Annotated in this window: 15 protein-coding genes; 11 read left to right on the forward strand and 4 right to left on the reverse strand. The window is 68.2% G+C overall.

Annotation, left to right across the window (positions count from 1 at the left end; all coding sequences use genetic code 11):
* Positions 1-16 precede the first annotated feature (16 nt).
* Both J2W36_RS15570 and nac read right to left on the reverse strand, forming a co-directional pair.
* The gene (locus J2W36_RS15570) at positions 17-457 is read right to left on the reverse strand and encodes an acetyl-CoA carboxylase biotin carboxyl carrier protein (RefSeq protein WP_307690655.1); all 441 of its coding nucleotides are present in this window, start codon (positions 455-457) and stop codon (positions 17-19) included.
* 68 nt (positions 458-525) lie between these two features.
* Positions 526-1,458 (reverse strand): nitrogen assimilation transcriptional regulator NAC, encoded by a 933-nt coding sequence (gene nac, locus J2W36_RS15575; protein WP_307690656.1) that lies wholly within the window; start codon positions 1,456-1,458, stop codon positions 526-528.
* Between the two features lie 172 nt (positions 1,459-1,630).
* On the opposite strand from nac, the gene J2W36_RS15580 reads away from it, so the two are divergent.
* Both J2W36_RS15580 and J2W36_RS15585 read left to right on the forward strand, forming a co-directional pair.
* Positions 1,631-2,839: an aspartate transaminase gene (locus tag J2W36_RS15580; RefSeq protein ID WP_307690657.1), complete on the forward strand. Its 1,209-nt coding sequence runs from the start codon at positions 1,631-1,633 to the stop codon at positions 2,837-2,839.
* Positions 2,836-4,392 (forward strand): MFS transporter, encoded by a 1,557-nt coding sequence (locus tag J2W36_RS15585; protein ID WP_307690658.1) that lies wholly within the window; start codon positions 2,836-2,838, stop codon positions 4,390-4,392. The genes J2W36_RS15580 and J2W36_RS15585 overlap by 4 nt, the downstream gene beginning before the upstream one ends.
* Here the strand turns inward: J2W36_RS15585 and J2W36_RS15590 are convergent.
* A complete protein-coding gene (locus J2W36_RS15590; RefSeq protein ID WP_307690659.1) occupies positions 4,368-5,120 on the reverse strand; it encodes a GntR family transcriptional regulator in 753 nt (250 codons plus the stop codon). The two genes, J2W36_RS15585 and J2W36_RS15590, sit on opposite strands and share 25 nt — an antisense overlap.
* 207 nt (positions 5,121-5,327) lie before the next feature.
* Here J2W36_RS15590 and J2W36_RS15595 point away from each other — a divergent pair, with 207 nt between their 5' ends.
* The 8 genes from J2W36_RS15595 to J2W36_RS15630 all read left to right on the forward strand — a co-directional run bounded on the left by J2W36_RS15595 (position 5,328) and on the right by J2W36_RS15630 (position 13,671).
* Positions 5,328-6,260 carry a VOC family protein gene (locus J2W36_RS15595; protein ID WP_307690660.1) on the forward strand — a complete coding sequence of 311 codons (933 nt, stop codon included), beginning with the start codon at positions 5,328-5,330 and terminating at the stop codon, positions 6,258-6,260.
* 44 nt (positions 6,261-6,304) lie between these two features.
* Positions 6,305-7,177, forward strand: a complete 873-nt coding sequence (locus J2W36_RS15600; protein ID WP_307690661.1) for a fumarylacetoacetate hydrolase family protein — start codon at positions 6,305-6,307, stop codon at positions 7,175-7,177.
* Between the two features lie 34 nt (positions 7,178-7,211).
* A complete protein-coding gene (locus tag J2W36_RS15605) occupies positions 7,212-8,207 on the forward strand; it encodes a tripartite tricarboxylate transporter substrate binding protein (RefSeq protein ID WP_307690662.1) in 996 nt (331 codons plus the stop codon).
* Positions 8,208-8,240: 33 nt separating this feature from the next.
* Positions 8,241-9,695 (forward strand): aldehyde dehydrogenase, encoded by a 1,455-nt coding sequence (locus J2W36_RS15610; protein WP_307690663.1) that lies wholly within the window; start codon positions 8,241-8,243, stop codon positions 9,693-9,695.
* A gap of 23 nt (positions 9,696-9,718) precedes the next feature.
* Complete coding sequence (locus J2W36_RS15615; protein ID WP_307690664.1) at positions 9,719-10,609, forward strand: acetoacetate decarboxylase family protein; 891 nt, start codon at positions 9,719-9,721, stop codon at positions 10,607-10,609.
* Between the two features lie 14 nt (positions 10,610-10,623).
* Positions 10,624-11,610: a tripartite tricarboxylate transporter substrate binding protein gene (locus J2W36_RS15620; RefSeq protein WP_307690665.1), complete on the forward strand. Its 987-nt coding sequence runs from the start codon at positions 10,624-10,626 to the stop codon at positions 11,608-11,610.
* A 64-nt stretch (positions 11,611-11,674) separates the two neighbouring features.
* Complete coding sequence (gene mhpA, locus J2W36_RS15625; RefSeq protein WP_307690666.1) at positions 11,675-13,288, forward strand: bifunctional 3-(3-hydroxy-phenyl)propionate/3-hydroxycinnamic acid hydroxylase MhpA; 1,614 nt, start codon at positions 11,675-11,677, stop codon at positions 13,286-13,288.
* A complete protein-coding gene (locus tag J2W36_RS15630) occupies positions 13,285-13,671 on the forward strand; it encodes a YybH family protein (protein WP_307690667.1) in 387 nt (128 codons plus the stop codon). The genes mhpA and J2W36_RS15630 overlap by 4 nt, the downstream gene beginning before the upstream one ends.
* Before the next feature lie 32 nt (positions 13,672-13,703).
* Here J2W36_RS15630 and J2W36_RS15635 read toward each other — a convergent pair whose 3' ends face one another.
* Positions 13,704-14,297, reverse strand: a complete 594-nt coding sequence (locus J2W36_RS15635) for a malonic semialdehyde reductase (RefSeq protein WP_307690668.1) — start codon at positions 14,295-14,297, stop codon at positions 13,704-13,706.
* A gap of 114 nt (positions 14,298-14,411) precedes the next feature.
* Here J2W36_RS15635 and J2W36_RS15640 point away from each other — a divergent pair, with 114 nt between their 5' ends.
* Positions 14,412-16,187 (forward strand): tetratricopeptide repeat protein, encoded by a 1,776-nt coding sequence (locus J2W36_RS15640; RefSeq protein ID WP_307690669.1) that lies wholly within the window; start codon positions 14,412-14,414, stop codon positions 16,185-16,187.
* Positions 16,188-16,206 lie beyond the last annotated feature (19 nt).

Below are 16,206 nucleotides of genomic sequence, written 5' to 3' on the forward strand. Positions count from 1 at the left end.
TTGGACCTGTGTTCGATCAGGCGAAGTGGAACAGCGGCTGGCCAGCGTCGACTTCCTGGCCGGATGTCACGAGCACCGCTGCGATGGCCGCGTCGCGTTCGGCCCGCACTTCGTTGAAGACCTTCATTGCCTCTATCACGCACAGCGTCTGCCCGGCGCGCACGGCCTGGCCGGCCTCGGCGAACAGCGGCTCCTGCGGCGACGGGCGCAGGTGCACCACGCCGTACAGCGGTGCGACGAGGTCGCTCGGTGCGGGTGATGCAGCAGCCGCAGTCGCAGTCGCAGTTGGCGGCGCGGCGCCGACAACGGCGGTCGCCTTGGATGCCGCGGCTACCGTGGATGCGGCGGCGCCGTGGCGCGCGAGGCGCAAGGTCCAGCCGTCCTGGCTGAACTCGAGTTCGGACAGATCTGAATGCGCCATGGCATCGATGAAGGACTTGATGAGCTGGGGTTCCATGGGTTCGAAGGTATCCAGAGCCGGCCCCACACGCCAAGACGGAATGGCTGTGCCACGATAAGGGCGCCTTATGGCTGCGCCGCTGTGTCGCTCGATTGCGCCTGGCCGAGCAGGTCGCCGACCAGTTCGAGCAGGATTTCCTTGACCGCCTGCGCCGGCTCCGACAGCGGCAGGTGGTCCGACTGGCACAGCGCCAGCGGCGCCTCGATGCCGGGCTCGACGATGCGGCTCAGCCAGGCGGTGCCGGCGCCCACCATCTCGCGTGCCATTGACGACGGCAGGATGGTCATGCCCAACCCGCCATCGACGACTGCGTTCAGCGTGATGGCGGACTCGATCTCGGCCACCACGTTCGGTGCGGCCAGCCCGGCGCGCTGGAAAGCCTCGTTCACCAGCTTGCGCACCGTGTTGTAGGGGCGCGGCAGGAACAGCTCGGTGCGCGCCAGGTCCTCCAGCCGCACCGACTCGCCGGGCCGCGGCAGGCTCGATGGGCCGACCAGGAACAGCTCCTCCTGCAGCAGCGGCACGAAGGTCAGGCCGTGCACCTTCTTGTCGCCGTAGAGCACGGCCATGTCCATGCGGCCGTTCATGATCAGCTCGCTCAACAGCGTGCCGTAGCTCTCGTTGAGGTAGAGCAGCACGCCCGGATGGCGTGCGCGCACCGTGCGAAGCAACGGCATGCCCAGCGTGGCGGCTGCGGTGCCGGGCGCCAGGCCCACCGAGACCTGGCCCGACAGCCCGCGTCCTGCCGCGTCCATGTCGCTTTGCGCCTGCTCGCACTGGCGCAGGATGATCTGCGCATGGCGGTACAGCGCCTTGCCGGCCTCGGTGGGCGTCACGCCGCGTTTGGTGCGCACCAGCAGCTGTTGGCGCACCTCGCCTTCGAGCGTGGCGAGCTGCTGGCTCAGTGCGGGCTGGGCAATATAGAGCACGTCGGCGGCCTGGGTCAGGCTGCCGATGTCGACGATCTTCACGAAGTATTTGAGGCGGCGCAGGTTCACCCTGGGCACAGTGCAAGTCCCAAGCCAGCCGGTGCACCATCGGCGTGCATTCGACCGCGCCAGCGCGCGCACCATAAGCGTTGCCTATAGAACCAGACCGAAGTCGTCTTGGCCGATCCGGAGCCTGCGCATACCTTTGGAGCCTTCTTCCGATGTCTCCACAGGACCCCCAGTGACCACCTCCCGCATCGCTGCCCGCGTACAGCGCATCAAGCCCTCGCCCAGCAGTTCCGCCTCCGACCGCGCCAACGAGCTGCGCCGTCAGGGCAAGTCGATCGTGAATCTGGTGGTGGGCGAACCCGACTTCGATACGCCACAGCACATCCGCCAGGCCGCCGCCGCCGCCATGGACCGGGGCGAGACCCGCTACACGCTGATGGCCGGCACCGTGAAACTGCGCGAGGCCATCGCGGCCAAGCTGCTGCGTGACAGCCGCCTGAGCTATGCCATCGACGAGATCATGGCCACCGCCGGCGGCAAGAACACCATCTACACCGCTTTCGCCATCACGCTGGCGCAGGGCGACGAGGTGATCGTGCCCGCACCGTACTGGGTGTCGTACCCCGACATGGTGCTGGCCTGCGACGGCCAGCCGGTGCCGGTCGCCTGCCCGGAAGCCAACGGTTTCAAGCTCACCGGCGCGCAGCTCGCGGCGGCCATCACGCCGCGCACGCGCTGGCTGCTGCTCAATTCGCCAAGCAATCCGACCGGCGCCGCCTACACCGTCGAGGAATACCGCGCGCTGGCCGATGTGCTGGTGCGGCATCCGCAGGTGATGGTGATGACCGACGATATTTACGAGCACATTCGCTACGATGGCCAGCGCACGCCGCATTTCCTCGAAGCCGCGCCGGAACTGCGTGAGCGCACGCTGGTCATCAACAGCCTGTCGAAGACCTATGCGATGACCGGCTGGCGCATCAGCTACGTGGCCGGCCCGCGCGATCTGATCAAGGCCTTCGACACCATGCTCTCGCAGTCGACCGGCAACCCCTGCTCGATCAGCCAGGCCGCCGCGGTGGAAGCGCTCAATGGCGACCAGAGCTTCGTCGCGCACAGCGTCGAGATCTACAAGCAGCGACGCGACGCGACCCTCGCGCGCATCAACGCCATCCCCGGCCTGAGCTGCCTGCCGCCGGCCGGCGCCTTCTACCTCTACATCAACTGCGCCGGCCTGATCGGCAAGACCACCCCGCAGGGCAGGACGCTCGCCGAGGACGGCGACCTCGTGATGTACCTGCTCGAGAGCGAGGGTGTGGCGCTGGTGGCCGGCACCGCCTATGGCCTGTCACCCTTCTTCCGCATGTCGATTGCGACCTCGATCGACATCCTGGAGGAGGGCTGCACCCGCATCGCCCGCGCCGTCGCCGCACTGCAATGAGTGCGCCGGCCGACCGGCCGTGGCGCGAGTCGCTGCTGGCGATGCTCGGCATCTCGCTGGTCCTGATGCTGTCGGCGCTGGACCAGACGGTGATTGGCAACGCGCTGCCCAGCATCGTCGCGGACCTGCACGGCTTCGAGCTCTATGCCTGGGTCGCCACCGGCTACCTGCTGGCCTCGGTGGTCACCATCCCGATCTTCGGACGGCTGGGCGACTACTACGGCCGCAAGCCCTTCGTGCTGGTGGCGGCCGCCGTGTTCACGCTGGCCTCGCTGCTCTGTGCCGCAGCGCCGAGCATGCTCTGGCTGGTGATCGGCCGCGGCGCGCAGGGCGTGGGCGGCGGCATCCTGATCGGCACCGCCTTCGCCTGCGTGCCCGAGCTCTTTCCCGACACGCGCCAGCGCCTGCGCTGGCAGATGCTGCTGTCGGCCGCCTTCAGCGTGGTGAACGCGGCGGGGCCGACGCTCGGCGGCGTGCTGACCGAGACCTGGGGCTGGCGCGCGGTGTTCTACCTGAACCTGCCGCTGGGCGCGGTCGCCTTCTTCTGCGTGTGGCGCTACCTGCCGCACTTCAAGCCGCCGCAGCGCCTGCACGGCCGGCTCGACTGGCCGGGTGCGCTGCTGATCGCGCTCGCGCTCGGCGGGTTGCAGCTGTTTGTCGAATGGCTGCCGCATGCCGACATGGCTTTGGCCAGCCTGGCGATTGGCTCGCTGGCGCTTGCGGCCTTCGCGGGGCTCTGGTGGTGGGAGCGGCGCATTGCCGATCCGCTGCTGCCGCCTGCGCTGTTCCACGATCCGGCGCTGCGCTGCCTGTTCGTGCTCTCGGTGCTGTCGGGCGCGGTGATGTTCGTGCTGCTGTTCTACCTGCCGCTGCTGTTCCAGGGCGGCTACGGCTATTCGCCCAAGGAGGCCGGGCTGCTGATCACGCCGCTGGTGCTGTGCATCACGCTGGGCGCCATCGTCAACGGCCGCATCGTGGCGCGGCTGGTCAACCCGAACCGGCTGCCGCAGATCGGCTTCGCGCTGCTGCTGCTGACCTGCCTTGGCCTGGCCGCCTGCGGCCGCCACGCCTCCTTCGGCTGGATGCTGGCGCTGATGTTCAGCGGTGGCCTGGGCTTTGGCTTCATCTTCATGAACCTCACGCTGTTCACGCAGACGCTGGCTGCGCGCGCCCACCTGGGCATCGCGACCGCGCTGCTGCAGTCACTCCGGCTGGTCGGCGGGTTGCTGGGGACGGCGATCGCCGGCTCGCTGGTGAGCGGGCTCTATCGCAGTGCCGTGACAGGCCTGTTCTCCGTGCACGGCGCCCAGGCGCATGTGCAGGCGTTTTCCGATCCGCGCCTGCTGCTCGACGCCCAGGCACGCCTGGTGCCCCTTCGGCAGATGGCCGCAGCGGGGCACGATGCGGCGATGCTGCTGGACGGCGCGCGCGATGCGCTGGTGCGCTCCATCGACATCGGGATCGGAGGGTGCGCTGTGCTCGCGCTGCTGGCACTGTGGCACCTGCGCCGTCTTCCGACCGTCGACCTTCACACCGCCACGCCACGCGCCTGATGATCGGGCGCCTTCCTGGCCTTGCGTGCAGGCTTGGCCGGCGTCTGCCCACCGTCGCCGAAGACCGCCTGCAAGATGATCTGCGTGGTTTCCCAGAAATGGGCGTGCAACAGCGCCACCGCCTTGTCGGCCTGCCGGGCAATGGCTGCATCCATCATCTCGCGGTGCTCGATGGCCGGATCGCGCTTTTGCTGCGAGGTATAGCGCTCGGCGAGGTTGCGGTAGCGCTCGGACTGGTCATAGAGCAGTCGGCACAGACGCCGTGTCCAGGGTGACGAGCAGCCGGCAACCAGCGCTTCGTGGAACTGCTGGTGCGCCGCGGCCCACGGGATGTGCAACTCGGGCGTGGACGGGGGCGGTGTTTTCGACAGTCGGTGAAACGCCGACAGGATGCCCGACTCCCATTCCAGGTCGCCACTCTCGATGGCGCTGCGCAGCGCGAGCGATTCCACCTCGATCCGGGTGCGGGTGAGGTCCATCAGTTCCTCGCGGGACACGCGGGCAACGCAGAAACCTCTTTGGTCTTCCAACTCCACAAACCCATCGGTCACCAGGCGAGACAAGGCCTCTCGGATGGCGGTGGCACCGATGCCATAGCGCTCGGACAGCGCCTGGATGCGCAGCCGTGCCTCGGGTCGCAATTGTCCCCCGAGGATGTCGGAGCGCAGGCGTTCGAAGGCCTGGGTTGCCAGGCTCTTCGCGCTGGGGGCGGTAGTGACGGGATCCATGTGTGATGTCAATGCTGCAGTAAGGGCGACGGTCCGCCATCTTGGCACGGACAGATGATGGCTGAAAACAAACTTGGTCGCTGCTTGCATGAATAATGGTTTTTACTAGTTTTTATCGATAATTTTGAGGTTAGCCTTCAGCAGTGGTCTGGCTTGCCGTCTGGGCACCTCGGCCGTTTCATTGTTTTTGGAAGGAGTGTTCACTAAATGATTGCCGTCAGCGACATCGCCTTTGTCCGATACCAGGTCATGGACCTGGAGCGGATGGAGCGCTTTCTGAACGACTTCGGCCTGCAGGTTGCCGCCCGGACGACCACCGCCCTGTACATGCGCGCAGCCGGCCCGGCACATCACGTGCACGTGAGCGAGCTTGGCGCCGAGAACGCCACCGTCGGTTTTGGGCTGCGTGTGGCCAGCGCAGAGGATCTCGCGCGCCTTGCAGAAAGGATCAACCGCCCGGTTGAAGACAATTCCGAGCCGGGCGGCGGGCAGCGTGTCCGCTTTACCGATCCTGCCGGTTTTCTGGTGGATGTGATCCATGGCCAGGCGCAGCACACCCCCTTGCCCACACGCGCGCCGAACGCGATGAACTCGGCGAGCGAACGTCGCCGGCTCGGCAAGGCGATCCGCCTGAAGCCGGCGCCGAGCGCGGTGATGCGGCTGGGCCATCTGGCCCTGCTCGTGCCCGATTTCGCCAGGACGCTGGCCTTCTACCGCGATGTGCTCGGACTGCGCGTGTCCGATACGTACTGGGCGGGCCGGGAGGAGAACGTCATCGCCGCCTTCATGCACTGCGGTCTGGGCGAGCAGTGGACCGACCATCACACCGTGGCACTGATCGCCTCGCCCGATGGCCCGGCGCGCTTCGACCACAGCGCCTTCGAGGTGCTCGACCTGGACGACGTCGTGCAGGGCGGCGAGCACCTCAAGGCCTGCGGCTGGCAGCACTCCTGGGGGGTCGGCCGCCACGTGCAAGGCAGCCAGCTCTTCGACTACTGGCGCGACCCCTTCGGCAACAAGATCGAGCACTGGACCGATGGCGACCTGGTCAACGACCACACGCCGGTCGGTACGGCAGAGATCAACAACGACGAACTGCGGCAATGGGCACCGGCCCTGTCCCCCGAATTCTTCGCCTGAGCCTTTCCTCGCCTTCCTTCTCTCCTGACCCAAGCAATCGCAGCATGAAACTCGCCCGCTACACCCTCGACCACCGCACCGCCATCGGCGCCGTCCTCGACGATCGCATCGTCCCGCTTGCCGCGCTCGACCCCGCCGCGCCAGCCACCATCCGCGAGGTCCTGGCCGCCGGCCCCGCGCTGATCCAGCGCCTGGGTGAAGCGCTGGCCCGCCGGCAGCACCCCGGCATTGCGCTGGCCGACGTCAAGCTCGAAGCACCGATCCCCGATGCGCAAAAGTACATGGCCATCGGCATGAACTACCACGACCATGCGGAGGAGGCCGCACGTGCCGGCATCGCGGTGCCCAAGAACCAGCTCTGGTTCAACAAGCAGGTCAGTTGCATCACCGGCCCCTTCGATCCGATCTTCAAGCCGCGCGTCTCCGAGAAGATGGACTACGAGGCAGAGATGGGCGTCGTCATCGGCAAGCGCTGCCGCTACGTGAGCGAGGCCGACGCACCCAGCGTGGTGGGCGGCTATTTCGTCTGCAACGACGTGACCGCACGCGACTGGCAGTTCAAGAGCCCTACCTATACCCTGGGCAAGTCCTTCGACAGCCACGGGCCGATCGGCCCCTGGATCACGACGGCCGACGAGATCGCCGATCCGCATGCGCTGCAGATGACGCTGTGGGTCAACGGCGAGCAGCGCCAGAGCGCGAGCACCGGCGGGATGATCTACAACATCTGGCAGCAGATCCACGAGCTGTCGCAGGTCATGACCCTGGAGCCGGGCGACCTCATCGCCACTGGCACCTGCGCCAATGTCGGCATTGCGCTGGACAAGTTCCTGCAGCCGGGCGACGTGGTCAAGGTGGCCATCGACGGGCTCGGGCACATCGAGAACCGCGTGCTGGCGGAGCCGGCCTCCGCCTGAATCGAGCGCCGCCCCAGAAGCTTCGGAGCCTGCCATGACGCTACCCATCGACCGTCGTATTTTCCTGAGTGCCGCCGCACTGGCCTGCAGCGGGGTCCATGCCCAAGGATTGTTTGCGTCCTCCCGCCCGATGAGTTTCATCGTCCCGTACCCTGCGGGTGGCCCGGCGGACGTGACCGCGCGCCAACTGGAAGCGCCGCTGAGCAAGGTCCTGGGCCGCACGTTGGTGATCGACAACGTCGCCGGCGCGGGCGGCTCGATCGGCATCCAGAAGCTGCTGGCCGCACCGCCGGACGGCCAGCAGCTGTTGATGGGCACGCCCAGCGACGTGATCCTCAGCCCGCTGGCGATGGCCTCGGTCAAGCACCGGCCCGAGCAGCTGCGCATGCTGGGGCTGGCGTCGACGGCCCCCCTGCTCCTGGTCAGCGGCCCGCAGTTGCCGGCGGCCAGGCTGGAAGATGTCGTGGCCCTGGCGCGCAAGCCGCAAGGGGCGCAGGCCGCAGGCCTGACCTACGGCAGCATCGGCCTGGGCTCGCTCTACCACCTGGTCATGGAGGACTTCGCGATCCGCGCGAAGCTGACATTGACCCACGCCCCCTACAAGGGCGTCTCGCCGCTGGTGCAGGACCTGATGGGCGGCCAGGTCGACCTGGCCATCCTTCCCGCCGCGGGCAATGTCGTCGACCTGGTGCTGCAGGGCAAGCTGCGCGCCTACGCCGTCACCGACACCCGGCGGCTCGACCGCCTGCCCGCGGTGCCGACCTTTGCCCAAGTGCTGGGCTTCAAGGACTTCGTCTACGAGATCTGGGGCGGACTGTTCGTGCCGCGCACCGTGCCGCTGGACGTGGCGCAGCGCCTGAATGGCGCGATCAGCCAGGCCGTTCAGGACGCGGAGTTTCGCCAGCAGGTGGCCATGGGTGGTGCTGTGGCCGGCAGCCCGATGACGCTCGACGACGGCGAGCGCATGTTGACCGAGCAGACGGCTCGCTACCGGCGCGTGGCCCAGGCGGTCAAGCTGGTGCCGCAATGAATTTCCTCTCTTTTTCTATCCAAGGAATGATGCATGTTTGACGTTGAACTATTGATCGGTGGTCAGTCCCGCGCGGCCGCCGGCGGCGCCTCCTTCGAGCGCCGCAACCCGATGTCCGAACAGGTCGTGTCGCGTGCGGCCGCGGCCACCGTGGCCGATGCCCTGGCTGCCGTCGATGCGGCTGCTGCGGCTTTCCCTGCCTGGGCAGCGATGGGCCCGAGCGAGCGCCGCGGGCTGCTGCTGAAGGCGGCCGAGGTGTTGGAAGCCCGTACGCCCGAGTTCATCGAGGCAATGTCCGCCGAGACCGGCGCGACCGGTCTGTGGGGCGGCTTCAACACCCACCTGGCCGTGGGCATGTTCCAGGAGGCCGCTTCGCTGACCACGCAGATCAGCGGCGAGGTCATCCCCTCGGACACACCGGGCAGCCTGGCCCTTGCGGTGCGGCAGCCGGCCGGCGTGGTGCTGGGCATGGCGCCCTGGAATGCGCCGGTGATCCTGGGCGTGCGCGCGATTGCCACGCCGCTGGCCTGCGGCAACACCGTCGTGCTCAAGGGCTCGGAGCTGTGCCCCCGCACGCACCAACTGATCATCGAAGTGCTGCAGGAAGCCGGCCTGCCCGATGGGGTCGTGAACTTCGTGACGAACGCGCCGGCCGATGCCGGCGCGGTGGTCGAAGCCATGATCGCCCACCCCGCCGTGCGCCGCGTGAACTTCACCGGCTCGACCCGCGTCGGCCGCATCATCGCGCAGCTGTGCGCGACCCATCTCAAGCCGGCCGTGCTCGAGCTGGGCGGCAAGGCGCCGCTGCTGGTGCTCGACGATGCCGACTTGGACGCGGCCGTCAGCGGCACCGCCTTCGGCGCCTTCGCGAATTCGGGCCAGATCTGCATGTCGACCGAACGCATCATCGTGGACACGAAAGTGGCCGACGCGTTCGTGGCCAAGCTGGCCGTCAAGGCGAAGTCCTTGCCGCACGGCGATCCGCGCGGACCGGCACCCGTGGTGCTGGGCTCGGTGGTCGACATGAACACCGTGGCGCGCTGCAACGACCTGATCGACGACGCACTGGCCAAGGGCGCGACCCTGGTCTGTGGCGGCAAGGCCAGTGACACGCTGTTCCCCGCGACCTTGATCGACCATGTGACGCCTGCGATGAAGATCTATGGCGAGGAATCCTTCGGTCCGGTCAAGGCCATCGTGCGCGTGGACGGCGTCGAGGCGGCCATTGCCTGCGCCAACGACAACGCGTACGGCCTGGCCTCGGCCGTGTTCGGCCGCGACATCGCGCGTGCGATGGAAGTCGCCAAGCGCATCGAGTCCGGCATTTGCCACATCAACGGACCCACCGTGCATGACGAAGCCCAGATGCCCTTTGGCGGTGTCAAGGCCAGCGGCGTCGGCCGCTTCGGCGGCCGGGCTGGCGTGCATGAGTTCACCGAGCTGCGCTGGCTGACCGTGCAGACGACCGAACGCCACTATCCCTTCTGAATCCCTGAAAGCCTGGAGCCCTCATGACATTCGAATTCAAACCCAATGTGCGCTACCGCATGCCCGTGGTCTTCGGTCCGGCGCCCGGCCCGCGGCAGAAAGCGGACGGCACGCCCTGGACTGCCGAGGAGAGCGGCACCGCCAATGTGCAATGGGCAACCGTCGCCTACCGATCGGACCGCACCAAGCTGGAGGCCCTGTTACCACCGGGTTTCGAGCTGACCGCACCGGAAGTCCACGTCACGCTGGGCTTCTTCCGCAACCTGTACTGGCTGGCCGGCCGTGGCTACGGCATCGTCAATGTCGAAGTGCCGGTCACCTACACCGGCAAGGACCAGCGCATCGAAGGCGCGCTGTGCCTGGTGCTCTGGGAAGGCCGTCCCGATGCGATCACCACGGGTCGCGAGGAGCTGGGTTTTCCGAAGCTCTTTGCCGACATCCCCGATGTCCGCCTGCAGCCCGAGACGGGCAAGGTGGCCGGCCAGGCGTCCTGGTTCGATCACAAGTTCTTCGAGCTGGAGATGCACGGCCTCGAAGAAGTGGAGGTGCAGGAGAAGCGCCTGCTCGGCCCCAAGGGCGGACCGATCTTCTACAAGTACATGCCGCGCACCGGGCCGTTCGGCTCGGGCGGCAGCGACGTGACCTACGTGACCTGCTCGCATCCGAAGCCAGGCGACGAAAGCAGCGCCCAGACCATCAAGTTCGGTGATGCCACGTACCGCAAGTGGCGTGCGACGGGTGGCTCCGTCACGTGGAATCGGGCCAGCTTCGAGCAACTGCCCACCACCTTCCATGTGGTCAACGGTGTTGCCGACCTGCCGATCCTGGAGTACCTGAGCGCCGAGATGATCGAGTTCAGCGCGCCGGGCGTGGCGGTTGCCACCAACGGCCAGCGCGTGCTGGAACCGGCTTGAGCGGGTGCCGCGACATGAGCCCCTCGATCCGTAGAAGAGACCTGGTGATCGGCGGAGCGGCGTTGGCGCTGCTGCCGGGGCTGGCCGGCGCGCAGCCGGGCCCCACCGTCAGCTTCATCGTGCCTCAGCCGGCTGGCAACCCCACCGATGCCCAGGCACGCAAGATGCAGCCGGCGATGCAGAAAGAGCTGGGCGCGACGCTGATCGTCGAGAACCTGCCGGGCGCGGGCGGCTCGCTGGGCGTGCGCCGGCTGCTGACGGCTGCGCCGGAGACGACGCCCCTGCTCATCGGTTCCCAGACCGAACCCATCCTCACGCCGCTGGCGATGCTCGGTGCGCGCTACAAGCCTGAGGACCTGCGCATGATCGGGCTGGTCGGTACCACGCCCTATGTGCTGGTCGGGCGGCCTGGTCTTCACGCGGCCAACCTGAGCGAGCTGATGGCGCTGGCGCGCCAGTCAGCGGGCAAGGAGTTGACCCTGGGGCACATCGGCTACGGCTCGATGATCCATCTGCTGGGCGAGCAGTGGGCACGCAAAAGCGCGTTGGCCATCACGCCGGTGCCCTACAAGGGCCTGCCGCCGATGCTGCAGGACCTGATGGGCGGGCAGATCGACCTGAGCTTCCTGCCGCTGGGCGGCAACATCCCCACCCTGATCGAGACGGGCAAGGTCAAGGCCTATGGTCTGACTGCCGAGACCGTCTCGCCGCGATTGCCCGGCGTGCCGACGGTGAAGCAGGGCGACAAGCGCCTGGCGGACTTCGTCTACAGCACCTGGGCCGCGGTGTTCGTGGCGCGCGGGTTGCCCGATGCGCCGACGCGCCGGCTGCATGCGGCTGTGGCGACCGTGCTGCGCGACCCCGAGGTCGTGAGCTACTCGCAGAGCAATGGCGTTGACGTCGCCGAGGCGATGTCGCTCGAACAGCTGGAACAGTTCTATGCGGGCCAGGCCCGTCTGTACCAGGGCCTGGCCCGCGAGTTGGCCCTGCAACCGCAGTGAGCGGCAAAGCCGCGTCATCGACACACATTTCATTTTTCAAGAAGATACTGGGAGACCACTGCGTATGCAGATGCACGGAGACATCAACCCGAAACTCGGCGGCGTGACCGCCGAGGTTGCCGACGTCGCGATCGTGGGCTACGGGCCGGTCGGCCAGGCCATGGCGCTGCGGCTGGCGCAGCATGGACATCGCGTCGTCGTCATCGAGCGCTGGCCCGCGCTCTTCGGCCTGCCACGGGCCGTGGGGCTCGACCACGAGGCGCTGCGCACGCTGCAGGCGCTGGGCATCATGGCCGAGTTCGAGCCGCGCACCAGCCTGAGCAAGGTCTACGAATGGCGCAATGCGCAAGGCGAGGTCCTGCTGGCCTTTCCGGGCCTGCATGAAATGGCGATTTCCGGCTGGTCGAGAGGCGCGAGCTTCAGCCAGCCGGTGCTCGAGCGCATCCTCGACGAGCGCGTGCGCACCGAGCATGCGGGCCAGGTGCGGCTGTTGCAAGGGCGCGCGGTCGTCGGCCTGCAGGAACGGCCCGGGCACGTCGTGCTGGAAACACGCCGCGGCGCCGGACCGGAAGGCGAGGGCGATGTCGAACGCATCGCCGCGCGCTACGTGGTCGGTTGCGACGGCGCCGGCAGCGTCGTGCGCAGTGCCTTGGGCACGACCATGGAAGACCTGGCCTTCGCGGCGGACTGGCTGGTGGTCGACCTGCAGCCCAAGGACGCCTCGCAGTGCAACGACGACCTGATCCAGATCTGCGACCCGCGTCGCCCGACCACGATGGTCTCGGGTGGGCCAGGCCGTCGCCGCTTCGAATTCATGATGCTCGAAGGTGAGCGCAAGGAGGACTTCAACAACGCTGCGGCGGCCTGGTCGCTGCTGGCGCCCCTGGGCTGGAATCCGTCGAACGCCGTGCTGGAGCGGCACGCGGTCTACACCTTCCGCGCCGCCGTGGCGCAGACCTGGCGCCGCGGCCGGCTGATGATCGCCGGCGATGCCGCCCATCTGACGCCGCCCTTTGCAGCCCAGGGGCTGTGCGCCGGGCTGCGCGACGTCGCGTCGCTGGCGTGGCGGCTCGACCTGGTGTTACGAGGCCGCGCGAACGAAGCGCTGCTCGATGGCTACTCGGACGAACGCCGCGTGCATGCCCGGGCGCTCGTCGAGTTCGCAGTCGAGCTCGGCAAGATCATCTGCCTGCTCGACCCGCAGGCTGCCCAGGCGCGCGACCGGCAACTGCGCGAAACACGCAAGGAAGAGCCGGGCGGCATGCCCGCGCCGCGGCTGGGCGACTCGCCGCTGCTGCGTGCGGGCGACCCCCACGCCGGAGGCCTGGGCGCGCAGGGGCGCATCCGCTGCTTCGGCCGCACCGGGCGCTTCGATGACCTGCTGGGCAACGGCTTCGTGCTGATCGGCCAAGGCCACGATCCGGCCAGCCGGTTGCGTCCGGACCAGCGCGCGTTCCTGGAGGAACTTGGCATCCGCAGCATCGGCGTGGGGCCGGGTTGCCCGGCGCAGGACGTCGATGGCACGTACCGGCGCTGGTTCGACGCGCTGCAATGCAGCGCGGTGCTCGTGCGCCCGGACTTCTATGTCTATGGCGCAGGCGAGGCCGATGAACTGGTCGGTGCGCTGATGGCGTCGTGGGCCGAGACCTATGCCGTTGGCGAGGAGGCGCTGGCATGAACGACGTGCGGGCACTGTCCGATCGACGTGTTGCGCACCTGCTCGCGGGCAATCTCGCGGGCATGGCCGAGCCGCTGGACGATGCACTGGTCTATGTGCATTCGACCGGCCTGGTGCAGGGCAAGGAAGGGGTGCGGGCCTTCTTCGCCGAGGTGCTGCAGGTCACCGGCTTGCAGCGCATCCTGCGCTTCGAGTCCGCGGGCGAGGGCTTCGTCTGCCTCGGTTTCGAGCAGACACTGGACGCCCAGCTGCGGCGCGAGCCGGGCCGCAGCATCCAGGCGCGGGCCTATTTCAGCGAACTCTGGCGCGATGTCGGCGGCGCGTGGCGTCTGGTCCATGCCCAGTCCACCGCGCTGCCTGCGCCAGCGCAGGGGCAAGGGTGACGGTGCGGCGGCTCACCGGCGCCGCGCGCGCCTCAGAGGATCTTCACGACCTCTTCGTCGGCCAGACGCGGCAGGCGGGGACGCAGCGAGGCCGCACCGCCCCAGCCGAGGTTGACCAGGAAGTTGGCCTGCCATTGGCCGTCCGGGAAGAAGGCCTCGTTGAGCGCGGCGGGGTTGAAGCCGCTCATCGGGCCCGCATCCAGCCCCAGCGCGCGCGCCGCAAGGATCAGGTAGGCGCCCTGCAGCGAACTGTTGCGCAGCGCCGTGTCGCGCGCGAGATCGGCATTGCTCTCGAACATCTGCGCGGCGGCCGGGTTGACCGGGAACTGGCTCGCAAGCTTCCGATGGAACTGCCGGTCGGAGGCGACGATGAGCGTGACCGGCGCTGCGCGCACCTTGTCCTGGTTGCCCGGCGCAACGACCGACACCAGGCGCGCTTTCTCCGCTTCGCTGCGCACGAAAACCCAGCGCGCCGGCTGGCAGTTCATCGAGGTCGGGCCCCACTTCGCGGTCTCGTACAGACGATGCAGGACGTCGTCCGGAACCGGGCGATCGAGGAAGGTCGAGAAGGTCCGGGCTTCGGTGAAGAGTCGGGCCAGGGTCTGGTCGGAAAGCGGTGTGTTCATGAAGTCCTGTCTGGAATGGAAAGCCGCGCCAGTGTAGAAAGAATCCTTCGCCGGGAACGTCACGTCACGTCTCGTCTGGCGCCCTGAGTGACCAGCGGCCCCCGTGTCCACACCATGTCCGGTCCCACATCTTCCCCCGAGATCGCCGAGCACGACGCCTGGCGCAGCGAGCTGGTCCGCATCCTGGACAGCGACTGTTTCGCTGGTGCCAACCGCATCAGCACCCTGCTGCAGTTCGTGGTTGACGAGACGCTCGCCGGCCGGGGCGCACGCCTGAAGGAATACGTCATCGGCGTGGAGGTGCTCAAGTGCTCGGAAGACTTCGATCCCCGGATCGACACCAACGTGCGTACCGAGGCCTGGAGACTGCGTGAACGGCTGCAGCGCTACTACATGGGCGAGGGCGCTGGCAATCCGCACCGCATCGAGCTGCCTCGGCGCACCTTCGTGCCCGTGCTGCGCAGCGTGGCCGCCAAGCCCGCGGACGACACGCTGGTCGTGGTGCCTGCCTCGGCACCAGCGTCGCAGATCGTTCTTGCGCTGCAGGCCTTTAGGGAGTCACCGGAGGGGGGTGCGGACATCGCAGGCCTCGGGCTGTGCGTGGTGGACGAACTGGCGCTGGAACTCAGCGACCATCCGGCGCTGCGGCTGGTCCATGTGCCGTCGAGCACGGACTTCGCCGCTTCCAGCCAGGCCGACTGGCTGCTGCGCGGCAGCGTGCGTCTCGTGGGCCCCACGCTGCGCACGGTCGTGCACCTGGTGCGCCCCGACGGGCAGGAGCAGCTCTGGTCTCAGGGCTTCGAGCATCGGCCGCAGGAGATGGTCGACCTGCCGCGCGTGCTGGCACGCGACATCGTCCGGGCATTGATCACCAGCCCCATCGCGGTGTCGATGGGCCTGAACCGCCCACGGCCCTTTGACGGCATCCGGGGCAGCTTCGCGCGCAGCATCCTCAGTTCCGGCTTCGAGCGCATGGCCGGTGACCTCGAGCGCGTCAGGCGCCAGGTGCGGCGCATCGAGGCCTGGCTGCTGCACCATCCAGAGGACGGCGCGGCCAAGTCCCAGCTGGCGACCCTGTTGGCCTGGAACATCTGCGCGGCGCCGGCCTTCCGCAGCGAGTTCGTGCCGCTGCGCCAGCGCTGTGCCCGTGACCTGTTGAGCGCGCCATCGCCCTCGGTCGATGCCCTGGTGGCGCTCGGGCTGGCTTCCATGGTCGACTTCGACTGGCACGGCGCCGTGGCGCTGCTCGACGCCGCCGTGCTGGCGGAGCCCGACTGCTCGGACGCACGCGTGGTGCGCGGCCTGTGTGCGCTGCATCTGGGCGACGCCGTGTCCGCACAGCATGAGCTGGAGCTGGCCTGCCGCACCGACGGGCAGTCGCCCCTGGCCTTTGCCACGCTGGGGATGCTGCATTTCCATCAGCACCGGTTCCCGCAGGCGGCCAGCGCCGCGCGGCACGCCCTGTCGCTCGACGCGCACTGCGAGCCGGCCGCCGTGTTGTTGGCCGACAGCGAACTCAGCGGCGGCCAGTTCGACGAAGGCATCGCCATCCTGCAGCGCGCGCGCAGCTGGAGCGGTCGCTGGCCGGTGCTCATGGGTCGCCTGGGCCACGCCTATGCGCTCAACGGGCGCGAGCATCTGGCACGCACACTGCTCGGCGAACTGCAGCAGACCTGCGTGGGCGAGGCGTCCGCGCATGCGGCGATCGCGGACATCCATCTGGGCCTGGGCGAGCGCGACGCGGCGCTGGCTGAACTCAACCAGGCAGTCGGCCAGCGCATCCTGCCCGACCTGCTGCTGCTGCGTTCCGCGCCGCGCTACGACGGCCTGCGGCGCGACGCCCGCTTCGTCCAGCTGATCGAGCGCATGGCGCTGCCGGCCGCGGCCTGAGCGCCAGTGAGATAGGCGA

The organism is Variovorax ginsengisoli (assembly GCF_030811835.1).
GTDB classification, from domain to species: Bacteria; Pseudomonadota; Gammaproteobacteria; order Burkholderiales; family Burkholderiaceae_C; genus Variovorax; species Variovorax ginsengisoli_C.

Coding starts and splice junctions, on each gene's coding strand:
- J2W36_RS15635 (WP_307690668.1), bottom strand. CDS start 14,297: ATGAACACACCGCTTTCCGACCAGACCCTGGCCCGACTCTTCACCGAA.
- J2W36_RS15585 (WP_307690658.1), top strand. CDS start 2,836: ATGAGTGCGCCGGCCGACCGGCCGTGGCGCGAGTCGCTGCTGGCGATG.
- J2W36_RS15630 (WP_307690667.1), top strand. CDS start 13,285: ATGAACGACGTGCGGGCACTGTCCGATCGACGTGTTGCGCACCTGCTC.
- J2W36_RS15590 (WP_307690659.1), bottom strand. CDS start 5,120: ATGGATCCCGTCACTACCGCCCCCAGCGCGAAGAGCCTGGCAACCCAG.
- J2W36_RS15615 (WP_307690664.1), top strand. CDS start 9,719: ATGACATTCGAATTCAAACCCAATGTGCGCTACCGCATGCCCGTGGTC.
- J2W36_RS15595 (WP_307690660.1), top strand. CDS start 5,328: ATGATTGCCGTCAGCGACATCGCCTTTGTCCGATACCAGGTCATGGAC.
- mhpA (WP_307690666.1), top strand. CDS start 11,675: ATGCAGATGCACGGAGACATCAACCCGAAACTCGGCGGCGTGACCGCC.
- J2W36_RS15620 (WP_307690665.1), top strand. CDS start 10,624: ATGAGCCCCTCGATCCGTAGAAGAGACCTGGTGATCGGCGGAGCGGCG.
- J2W36_RS15570 (WP_307690655.1), bottom strand. CDS start 457: ATGGAACCCCAGCTCATCAAGTCCTTCATCGATGCCATGGCGCATTCA.
- J2W36_RS15640 (WP_307690669.1), top strand. CDS start 14,412: ATGTCCGGTCCCACATCTTCCCCCGAGATCGCCGAGCACGACGCCTGG.
- J2W36_RS15605 (WP_307690662.1), top strand. CDS start 7,212: ATGACGCTACCCATCGACCGTCGTATTTTCCTGAGTGCCGCCGCACTG.
- J2W36_RS15610 (WP_307690663.1), top strand. CDS start 8,241: ATGTTTGACGTTGAACTATTGATCGGTGGTCAGTCCCGCGCGGCCGCC.
- J2W36_RS15600 (WP_307690661.1), top strand. CDS start 6,305: ATGAAACTCGCCCGCTACACCCTCGACCACCGCACCGCCATCGGCGCC.